This window comes from Lishizhenia sp., assembly GCF_057456495.1.
On the sequence record NZ_JBVCPV010000132.1, the window covers coordinates 1 to 8,613 of the forward strand.

At 37.2% G+C, this 8,613-nt stretch carries 13 protein-coding genes; 4 read left to right on the forward strand and 9 right to left on the reverse strand.

The genetic code is table 11. The features are described 5' to 3' along the window. From AC22ZQ_RS09965 to AC22ZQ_RS09980, 4 genes are all read right to left on the reverse strand, one after another. A partial coding sequence (locus tag AC22ZQ_RS09965; protein ID WP_318958637.1) for an SUMF1/EgtB/PvdO family nonheme iron enzyme occupies positions 1 to 690 on the reverse strand: 690 nt, incomplete at its 3' end. A 305-nt stretch (positions 691 to 995) separates the two neighbouring features. Then, positions 996 to 2,309: an adenosylhomocysteinase gene (ahcY, locus tag AC22ZQ_RS09970; protein ID WP_318958638.1), complete on the reverse strand. Its 1,314-nt coding sequence runs from the start codon at positions 2,307 to 2,309 to the stop codon at positions 996 to 998. Positions 2,310 to 2,426: 117 nt separating this feature from the next. Further along, a complete protein-coding gene (locus AC22ZQ_RS09975; protein WP_318958639.1) occupies positions 2,427 to 2,975 on the reverse strand; it encodes a hypothetical protein in 549 nt (182 codons plus the stop codon). Between the two features lie 91 nt (positions 2,976 to 3,066). Further along, a complete protein-coding gene (locus tag AC22ZQ_RS09980; protein WP_318958640.1) occupies positions 3,067 to 3,483 on the reverse strand; it encodes a VOC family protein in 417 nt (138 codons plus the stop codon). A gap of 152 nt (positions 3,484 to 3,635) precedes the next feature. Here AC22ZQ_RS09980 and AC22ZQ_RS09985 point away from each other — a divergent pair, with 152 nt between their 5' ends. From AC22ZQ_RS09985 to AC22ZQ_RS10000, 4 genes are all read left to right on the forward strand, one after another. After that, the gene (locus AC22ZQ_RS09985; RefSeq protein ID WP_318958641.1) at positions 3,636 to 4,265 is read left to right on the forward strand and encodes a carotenoid biosynthesis protein; all 630 of its coding nucleotides are present in this window, start codon (positions 3,636 to 3,638) and stop codon (positions 4,263 to 4,265) included. A gap of 57 nt (positions 4,266 to 4,322) precedes the next feature. Beyond that, a complete protein-coding gene (locus tag AC22ZQ_RS09990) occupies positions 4,323 to 4,757 on the forward strand; it encodes a sterol desaturase family protein (protein WP_318958642.1) in 435 nt (144 codons plus the stop codon). Then, a complete protein-coding gene (locus tag AC22ZQ_RS09995) occupies positions 4,754 to 5,452 on the forward strand; it encodes a lycopene cyclase domain-containing protein (protein WP_318958643.1) in 699 nt (232 codons plus the stop codon). The genes AC22ZQ_RS09990 and AC22ZQ_RS09995 overlap by 4 nt, the downstream gene beginning before the upstream one ends. 206 nt (positions 5,453 to 5,658) lie before the next feature. Further along, positions 5,659 to 6,426: a hypothetical protein gene (locus tag AC22ZQ_RS10000; protein ID WP_318958644.1), complete on the forward strand. Its 768-nt coding sequence runs from the start codon at positions 5,659 to 5,661 to the stop codon at positions 6,424 to 6,426. 35 nt (positions 6,427 to 6,461) lie between these two features. Here the strand turns inward: AC22ZQ_RS10000 and AC22ZQ_RS10005 are convergent, their stop codons facing one another. The 5 genes from AC22ZQ_RS10005 to AC22ZQ_RS10025 all read right to left on the reverse strand — a co-directional run. Continuing rightward, positions 6,462 to 6,866 carry a hypothetical protein gene (locus AC22ZQ_RS10005; protein ID WP_318958645.1) on the reverse strand — a complete coding sequence of 135 codons (405 nt, stop codon included), beginning with the start codon at positions 6,864 to 6,866 and terminating at the stop codon, positions 6,462 to 6,464. A gap of 45 nt (positions 6,867 to 6,911) precedes the next feature. After that, positions 6,912 to 7,295, reverse strand: a complete 384-nt coding sequence (locus AC22ZQ_RS10010; RefSeq protein ID WP_318958646.1) for a GldL-related protein — start codon at positions 7,293 to 7,295, stop codon at positions 6,912 to 6,914. Further along, positions 7,292 to 7,645: a hypothetical protein gene (locus AC22ZQ_RS10015; RefSeq protein ID WP_318958647.1), complete on the reverse strand. Its 354-nt coding sequence runs from the start codon at positions 7,643 to 7,645 to the stop codon at positions 7,292 to 7,294. The genes AC22ZQ_RS10010 and AC22ZQ_RS10015 overlap by 4 nt, the downstream gene beginning before the upstream one ends. Before the next feature lies 1 nt (position 7,646). Then, entirely contained in the window at positions 7,647 to 8,405 is a 759-nt protein-coding gene (locus tag AC22ZQ_RS10020; RefSeq protein WP_318958648.1) for a hydroxymethylpyrimidine/phosphomethylpyrimidine kinase, read from the reverse strand. A 4-nt stretch (positions 8,406 to 8,409) separates the two neighbouring features. Continuing rightward, positions 8,410 to 8,613: hypothetical protein (locus AC22ZQ_RS10025; protein WP_318958649.1), on the reverse strand; the 204-nt coding region annotated here is incomplete at its 5' end.

Consider the following 8,613-nt stretch of genomic DNA (forward strand, 5'->3'; position numbering starts at 1 on the left):
ATATACCCCATAAGAACTTGGGTAATAAGATTGCGATAATGCCATTAAATCTGCACCATCTAAAAAACGTTCTCCTTTTTTCATCGGAACGATAATAGGATTTCCGTTTTCATCCCTACTAATACACTCTGGACCAATGGCCGTAAAATTACACAAATACGCACCTTGAGCATTTCTCAAATAGCTTCCTTGCCATGCATACACGGCTTCAGTATCACCACCATTTGCAGCCTTCAGCCATTGCTGTCTCGTTGGTAATTTAACACTATAGGTATAATCTTTATCTGCTGTATTTAATTGGTTTTGCAAGTAACTACAATACCCTTCCATTCCCTCCTTTGAAATGGTTACAACAGGATATCTTTTGTACGCAGGATGATTACCATACAACTTCATCATGTCCTTGGATAAATCATTGGTCTTTATCCATAAGCTAGAATCTCTAATTGCTTTATTTAGCTCAATGGTATTTCCGGTTGATTTCAAATGCGCTAAATAGGCATTGTATTCACCATTGGTAACCTCCGTTTTACTTATTCCAAATCCATTCAATACATTTCCTTCTGATAATTCAGGTATAAAGGAATAGGTGTCTTCAATAAGATCTGGTAAAGGAGAATTTCTCTTAAACAAAGAAAAAGAACTTAGAGCTAGCACAGCGGCAAGGGCTGGTACAATTATTTTTTTCATAAGAAGTGGTTTTAGGATATAAGTACGAAGAAAAGAAAAGGTTACAATAGAGTTCTTGAAGAAAATTTAAAGATTTAAGCATGGACTACGTCCATATTTAAAAATTTAAAGAACAGTAAAACTGAGGTTCCTGATAAGGAGCTGTGCAATGCGGTGTACTGAACGACAACCGAAGTAAGCGATAGTCGAAGTCTCGATGGACAAACCATCAAACCGTCAAACTTTCAAACCATCAAACCCTCTTGCATTTAACAAAAAAACGGAACCCTTTCGAGTTCCGTTTCCAGTAATATTGAATTTACTTCTTAGTATCTGTAGTGCTCTGGTTTGTATGGTCCAGCTACCTCTACTCCGATGTATTTTGCTTGTTCTTCTGTTAAAGTTTCTAACTCAACACCAATTTTAGCAAGGTGTAAAGCAGCTACTTTCTCATCCAAGTGCTTCGGCAACATGTATACTTCGTTTTTGTATGCATCTGCATTGTTCCACAATTCTAATTGCGCCAATACTTGGTTTGTAAATGAATTAGACATTACAAATGATGGGTGACCTGTTGCACATCCTAAGTTTACTAAACGACCTTCAGCCAATAAGATGATATCATTTCCTTTCACGTTGTATAAGTCAACCTGTGGTTTGATTTCAACTTTAGTATCACCGTAGTTCTCGTTTAAGTAAGCTACGTCGATTTCGTTATCGAAGTGACCGATGTTACAAACGATTGTCTTATCCTTCATCATTTCAAAGTGTTTCCCTTGAACGATGTCTTTGTTACCAGTAGTTGTTACAACGATATCAACGTTTCCTACTACTGAATCCATTTTCTTCACTTCAAATCCGTCCATTGCAGCTTGTAAAGCACAAATTGGATCAATTTCAGTAACGATAACTCTTGCTCCAGCACCTCTTAAAGAAGCAGCAGAACCTTTACCTACGTCACCGTAACCAGCAACAACAGCAACTTTACCTGCCATCATAGTATCTGTAGCTCTACGGATAGCATCTACTAATGATTCTTTACATCCGTATTTGTTATCGAATTTAGACTTAGTTACAGAATCATTCACGTTGATTGCTGGCATAACTAAAGTTCCGTTTTTCATTCTTTCGTACAAACGGTGAACTCCTGTAGTTGTTTCTTCAGATAAACCTTTGATATCTTTTGTTAACTCTGGGAAACGATCAAACACCATGTTTGTTAAATCTCCACCGTCATCCAAAATCATGTTTAATGGCTGACCACCTTCGAATGCAAATAAAGTTTGTTCTATACACCAGTCAAACTCTTCTTCGTTCATTCCTTTCCATGCGAAAACTGGAATTCCTGCAGCAGCGATTGCAGCAGCAGCGTGATCTTGTGTAGAGAAAATGTTACAAGAAGACCAAGTAACGTCAGCTCCTAATTCTACCAATGTTTCAATCAAAACAGCAGTTTGAATCGTCATGTGTAAACATCCTGCGATTCTTGCTCCTGCTAGTGGCTTAGATGCTCCGTACTCTTTTCTTAAAGACATTAAACCTGGCATCTCTGCTTCAGCTAATCTAATCTCTCTTCTACCGTACTCGGCTAAACTTATATCTTTAACTTTATAAGCTAATTTTTCAGTTGTGTTGCTCATTTATAGTTGTTTATCTATTTTAATATGGATGCAAAGATAAGGAAAGCCCTATTATTTCAAAAGGAATTGAGTTTTAAAACTTTATAGGGTAAAGAACAGGACGTTAGCACAAGTTCTTTAATCTTCGAAGATGTCATTCTGAACTTTTACCAGACTATCGTTGTTAAAGAAAAATGTTTTGTACTGAATAGCGTCTTGATAATCTTCTTGCAGTAAATCTTGGACAAATAATTCCCTGTATTTTCTTGTCTTTCTTTCCTCATAGTATTTGGCATTCACGGCGTATAAAGGAAATTCCGGTTCTTGGTTCAAAGAATAATCCAAATCGGCATATGTAAGCATAATCAAGTATACGTTTTGCCCTGATTCATCAATGTAGTTTCCATAAGTACTCATGGGATAGCAATGACTGCTCTTACATTTATTCACGAAAAAATGTACGATAGAAGAATCGTTTTTCTTTAGCTCTTTTCGAAGTTCCATACCGGTAATCTCATAAACATTCCCGGCTTTTGCTTCCTCAAAGGTGCTCAATTTCTTCACTTTGGTTTTTTCCTCATACGATAAGTACTGATAATCTGATGTAATCCCTTCAATCTGAAAATTGATAGTTATGCAAGAACTTAAGAATCCGGCCAAAGCCAGTAATTTAAAGTGGTTGTTCATAAATGATTTATTTTGGTTATCGGCGATTTATTTGTTTCACCTAACGGTGAGACTGCTAAACCGCCAATTTGTTACAACTTCATCGCGGCAATCAATTCATTTTTTGCTTTGGACTTCCATCTCCGCCAAAAAAAGCATCTTTCGGCTCCCACAATTCCACTCGATTTCCGTCTACATCCAGAATATGTATGAATTTTCCGTATTCAAAATCTTCTAATTCGTTTACAACCTTTACTCCCTTTTCTTTGAGTCCTTCAAGCAATGCTTCCAAATTATCCACTCTAAAATTCAACATCGCTTTTTGTTTGGGTTCACCGAAGTAGGTAGAATCCTCCTCAAAAGTTCCTAGTTGTAAAAAGCCCGAACCTCCTTGCTCTCTAACAAACTCAAAACCTACGCCGTAATCATTCGTGGTCATCCCTAAACACTCTTCATAAAAATTACGCATCGCTTTAGGATCTTTACATTTTATAAAGACTCCTCCTAACCCCGTGACTTTTCCTTTCATCTATTTTTTTGCTTTAAAATAAGAAGAACGAAGCAATCTTGTATTCCTAAATTCAAAATATTTCAAGCATTTTTTTCTTCCATTGATCCAATACGATTTTCTATGCGTATTTTCGAGAACAATACCATATGTTAGGTGTTAGAAACAAGGTTATGATACAGCAACTTCAACGATATAAGACAGGTATTTTACTCGGCATCTTGCTCATCTTCCACACAGTGGGTTTAATTGGACTACAGAGTGAAATGCGACAAGACTTTCTAAAATTGAGCTTTTTGAACTTAAGCTTAGCTTTTGTGGTGTTGTTGTTAGGAAGAAAAAATCACAGCCGAAAATTCTATATCTACGCCTTCACCATTGTCTTAACTGGAATGGTAGCCGAATGGATAGGCGTACACACCGGTCATTTATTTGGCAACTACAGTTATGGAGAAAACCTGGGCGTAAAAATCTGGGATGTACCCCTTATTATCGGCATCAATTGGTTAGTTCTAACCATGGGTAGCACTTCAATTTTAGCCTTTACCAATTGGCCTATCCTCCTCAAAGCAATTGCCTCTGCAGCTTTGATGACAGCATTAGATTTATTGATAGAACCCGTTGCAATTGCGAATGAATATTGGATGTGGGAAGGAGACATCCCCTCCTTTAACTACCTATCTTGGTTCTTCATTTCTTTGGTATTACACTTCGGATATTTTACCTTAGGATTGGCAGAAAAGAACAAAGTTGCAGTAGGTTTGTTCTGCATTCTTAGTCTGTTTTTTTTATGTTTACTTTAAAGCTTTAGCACAATGTATTGGTGGGGACCCTTTCTTTTAATTGCAACATTTTTCGTCATGGAATTCATGGCATGGGCTACACATAAATATGTGATGCATGGTTTAGGTTGGTATTTCCATAAAGACCATCACCAAGTAGAGCCCGGATTTTTCGAGAAAAATGATTTTTTCTTTCTTATTTATGCCATACCGTCTTGGCTGTGCATCATGCTTGGAATGATGAATGACAATTACATCGCTGTTTGGATAGGATATGGTATTGCTGCTTATGGTTTCGCCTACTTCCTTTTCCATGACGTATACATACACCGTAGATTTAAGTGGCTGCGTAACATAGACCACCCTTATTTTATGGCCATTAGAAAAGCACACAAAGTTCACCACAAGCATTTGGGGAAAGAACATGGTGAATGTTTCGGTATGCTCATTGTTCCCTTAAAATATTACAAGGAAGCCAAAAGGTCTTTCGCCATAAAAAAAGCTAAATCATGAGTCTATACCTCTGGATCAACCTTCTCACATTAGTCGGCCCGTTCTTTTTGTCCTTCGATAAAAAGGTCGCATTTTACAAACATTGGAAAGCATTATTCCCCGCATTACTTTTAGTGGGAACGTTTTTTTTATTGTGGGATGAATACTTCACGCAAAATGGAATTTGGGGGTTTAATCCAGAATATCTTTCAGGTATTTATTTGGGACACCTCCCACTTGAGGAAGTTCTCTTTTTCTTTACAGTGCCCTATGCTTGCATCTTCATTTTCGCCTGTATAGAAGCCTATTTCCCAACCATGAACCCACACCAATTCGGCTATATATTCTCTATCTCCTTCTCCTTCACAGCGCTATTTTTAGGCTTTGCACACCTAGAAAATTGGTACACCAGTAGTGCCCTCATCGGTTCTGGAGTATTAAACGCTGTATTCTATTTCGCAAAAACACCCAGCTGGTACCCTAAGTTTTCTATCGCCTTTATGGTGGCTATACTCCCCTTTTTAGTGGTCAACGGCATCCTTACAGGTTTTTTTACAGAAGCACCCGTGGTTTGGTATAACGAAGCACACATTATGGGCCCCAGAATAGGAAGCATACCCGCAGAAGATCTCTTCTATAACTTCTTTATGCTTTTTGGAATTATGCTCATTTATATGAGCTTGCGTAAAAAGTCGTGGGCAAACCCGCTGCGCTAACCGGGTCTTCCGCTAAAGTTCACCACCTGTTCTCAAAGCAGTTGTAAGCTTTCTATGCACTTCCGCTGGTCGTACCCATAAAGCAACAACTCCTAATCTCACATGCGGTAAAGCTAACACTCCACCCCCTGTTTGATTCTTTATCCCTACTCCCTACTGATAAGCTCAAAAGATTTTTATTTTTGCAGCCAAATAATTACCTAACCATGAAAAACACAACACTCGTGCTTTGCGCACTATTTGCATTTCTCAAGTCTTACGGTCAAGAAGAATTCAATCCGAAAAATTCAAATCATGAAATTTTAATATATACTGAATCTACCTTTCCTAAGAAATCAAATTTTGACTTCACTTATGATGAAAAGTACAGCACTAAATTGTTTTTGAGTTTAAAAAGTGATCGAGGTATAGGGGTAAACTACAAACGAAAAGTAATAGACAAAGGTAATTTCTTCATGCATATAGGATTAAACACTGGGAAACAAACCTTCAATTACAATCTGGTTCATCACTCAGGATATGCTCATTTTCAAGAATTCACATTAAACAGACACAAGTTAAAAGTTGGTTTCAGCAAGGAGTGGTATTTACTTAAAAACAAACTGCTTATTGAACCTGTGTTTCAACTTAGTTACCTAACAACGTTCAATAAATTCAACAGTCATACAGCAAATTATTTCAATGAAAAAACCGGCGACTTTTATGAAACCGATGTGAAATTGTATAGTACATTCATCAGGAAATTTTATCCGCAATTACAACTCAACATAAGCTACGCATTAACAAAACAATTGTATTTAGGCGTGTTTTACCAAACCAAATTTATCCAAGATTTACCCTATAATTATTCTTACCAAGAAACACTAATTAGTGAAGATCCGAACCTAAGTGACCAAATTACTTTTGATAAAGGAAGTATGCTAATGCTTATCCAAAGACGATTTATAGGTGTAAGTTTATCCTTTAAATATTAAAACAAAAAAAGACGCCTCCAACGAAGCGTCTTTTTTTAGTCTTTTATTTCCAGTGTTCCATCAATAGTATAGCTTTCACCCGTATAGTTATCATTGAGTAACTCATCCACTTGACCCGTAAAACTTCCTTCCATGATGGTTCTACCCACAGCCTTTCCTTCGAGCTCTACATCAAAATAATAGTACCCCGAATTTTGTCGGTAAATTTCTATTTCTCCTACCCATTTACCATCCTCCTTTTCAAGGTAATTGAGTTGATTATTACTTCCCGTTTTAATGAGAAAAATCTTATTCGTATGCTCAGTAACTTTCGCCTCTTCAGAAACGAGTATTTCATTGTTGGCATCTCTAAACACCAAATAAACATATTCGTCTTCTTCTACCTTTTGGGTACAAGAAAATAGAAGGAGTAAACTAAATAAGGGTATAAATTTTTTCATGGTACTTTTTCCTTCTAAGAATCAAAGGTTGTACCAAAGCGAATCCTAACTATCGAGAAGATCGTCATTCTCGGGTTTAGTCTGTTGTAACTTCCCTAAAAAAGTGGCTAATAATGAAATTACTAGTCCGGCTAAAATCAGTGCTGTAGCCAGGGGCCAATGCATAATTCTAAACACAACACCTAGCATTACAATTCCTGCTCCGATGTAAAAAACTAGACCTTTTTGCTTTTGGGTATTTGCCTTGCGCTTTTTATCAAAGTAAATCGACAATATAGAAAACACAAACCCCAACATACCCACGTAAATCACTCCATAACGCAAAATACCTTGGAAACTCAAACCAAAAACTGAATAGCGTGTAAATATAAGAGCCATGGCTATAAAAGACACTGCAAAACACAATAAACTCAGTCGGTTAAATATCATTCTTCTTCTTTTTTGTTGTTGGGGAATACCAGCCAAATACCCAAGGTAAGTACGCCGATAAACAAAATGAATTTAGCGTTTTCCCATTGAAATTCCAAACCTGCAAATCCTACAAACAACAAGAGTAAACTTAAAAACAGAATCAGGCTCTGAAAACCGAATTTCACACCTTCCTTTCGTCCTTCCCAAAGATGCAGAGAGACACCTAAAATTCCAGAAATTAGGATGAGTCCGCCCCACGGAAAAACATTTAGAAGCGTATTCTCTTCTCCTGCAAAAAGGATAAACAACCGAGGCAAGGCTATACTTGCTCCACATATTCCTAAACTTAAATTGGCTATTTTTTTCATCTTATCCGTTGTTGTGATAAGCCAATAAACTGGCATTAGAACTTGCTCTTTTATAAACATAAGCTTTAGCACGTACACTGGCTTTGTGAAAATCAAATCCTCTGGCAATGTATGCTGCCAAAGCACTGCTTAACATACAACCTGTACCATGCTTGGGTATAAAACCTTTACCTTGAGCGTTTAATGATTTCACGCCTTTAGCGGTAACTAAGAAATCTCTTCCTTCTTTTTGTTTAAAATCAGACCCCAATACTTCTTCTGTATGACCTCCCTTCACATACAGCTTTTTTGTAGAGGTTTCCTTTAAATTTAAACGCACGTATTCAGGTGCATTGGGAGTAAGAATATCTACCGCATCAATAATTTTTTGCAAGTTCATCTGAAAACGCGCTTCATCCATAACCTCTCCTTGGTTAAAACTAGGTTGTAACACCGGGTCCCAAACAATGGGTACCTGCGGATGATATTCTTTTATTTTCGATAAAACAGCAATTAATACTTCGCTATTTTCTATCAATCCAATTTTTATGGCAGCAGGTGTATAGCGTTTCAGTAACAATTCTAGCTGACTCAAAATCACCTCTTGCGGCGTCCAAATTACCTTTTCGAAGTAATCTTCTACCTGAAGGGTATTACAGGTTTGTACCGCTAAACCCAGGGTCTTCAATTGCTCAAAACTCTTGATATCGGCTAAAACTCCTGCTCCTCCACTCGGATCGAAACCCGCAATACTTATACAAATAGGTCTTATTCTCCCCATTTCTTTACAGTCTTTTGGTAAATCCTAATTTAGCCGCCTCTTCATTGATGATCTCTTTCTTATACTCCAACAAATCATCTGTTTTTTGCAAAGCAATTTGACTGATCATGGTATTTGAAAGCACATAAGCAGAAAATTCTTTTCCATACTTTTCTGCAATAGCTTCCTTGATTGGACCAAAGAAATTTGTCTTTTGTTCATCCACAAT

Coding starts and splice junctions, on each gene's coding strand:
- AC22ZQ_RS09995 (WP_318958643.1), top strand. CDS start 4,754: ATGAGTCTATACCTCTGGATCAACCTTCTCACATTAGTCGGCCCGTTC.
- AC22ZQ_RS09985 (WP_318958641.1), top strand. CDS start 3,636: ATGATACAGCAACTTCAACGATATAAGACAGGTATTTTACTCGGCATC.
- AC22ZQ_RS10005 (WP_318958645.1), bottom strand. CDS start 6,866: ATGAAAAAATTTATACCCTTATTTAGTTTACTCCTTCTATTTTCTTGT.
- AC22ZQ_RS09975 (WP_318958639.1), bottom strand. CDS start 2,975: ATGAACAACCACTTTAAATTACTGGCTTTGGCCGGATTCTTAAGTTCT.
- AC22ZQ_RS09990 (WP_318958642.1), top strand. CDS start 4,323: ATGGAATTCATGGCATGGGCTACACATAAATATGTGATGCATGGTTTA.
- AC22ZQ_RS09980 (WP_318958640.1), bottom strand. CDS start 3,483: ATGAAAGGAAAAGTCACGGGGTTAGGAGGAGTCTTTATAAAATGTAAA.
- ahcY (WP_318958638.1), bottom strand. CDS start 2,309: ATGAGCAACACAACTGAAAAATTAGCTTATAAAGTTAAAGATATAAGT.
- AC22ZQ_RS10020 (WP_318958648.1), bottom strand. CDS start 8,405: ATGGGGAGAATAAGACCTATTTGTATAAGTATTGCGGGTTTCGATCCG.
- AC22ZQ_RS10015 (WP_318958647.1), bottom strand. CDS start 7,645: ATGAAAAAAATAGCCAATTTAAGTTTAGGAATATGTGGAGCAAGTATA.
- AC22ZQ_RS10000 (WP_318958644.1), top strand. CDS start 5,659: ATGAAAAACACAACACTCGTGCTTTGCGCACTATTTGCATTTCTCAAG.
- AC22ZQ_RS10010 (WP_318958646.1), bottom strand. CDS start 7,295: ATGATATTTAACCGACTGAGTTTATTGTGTTTTGCAGTGTCTTTTATA.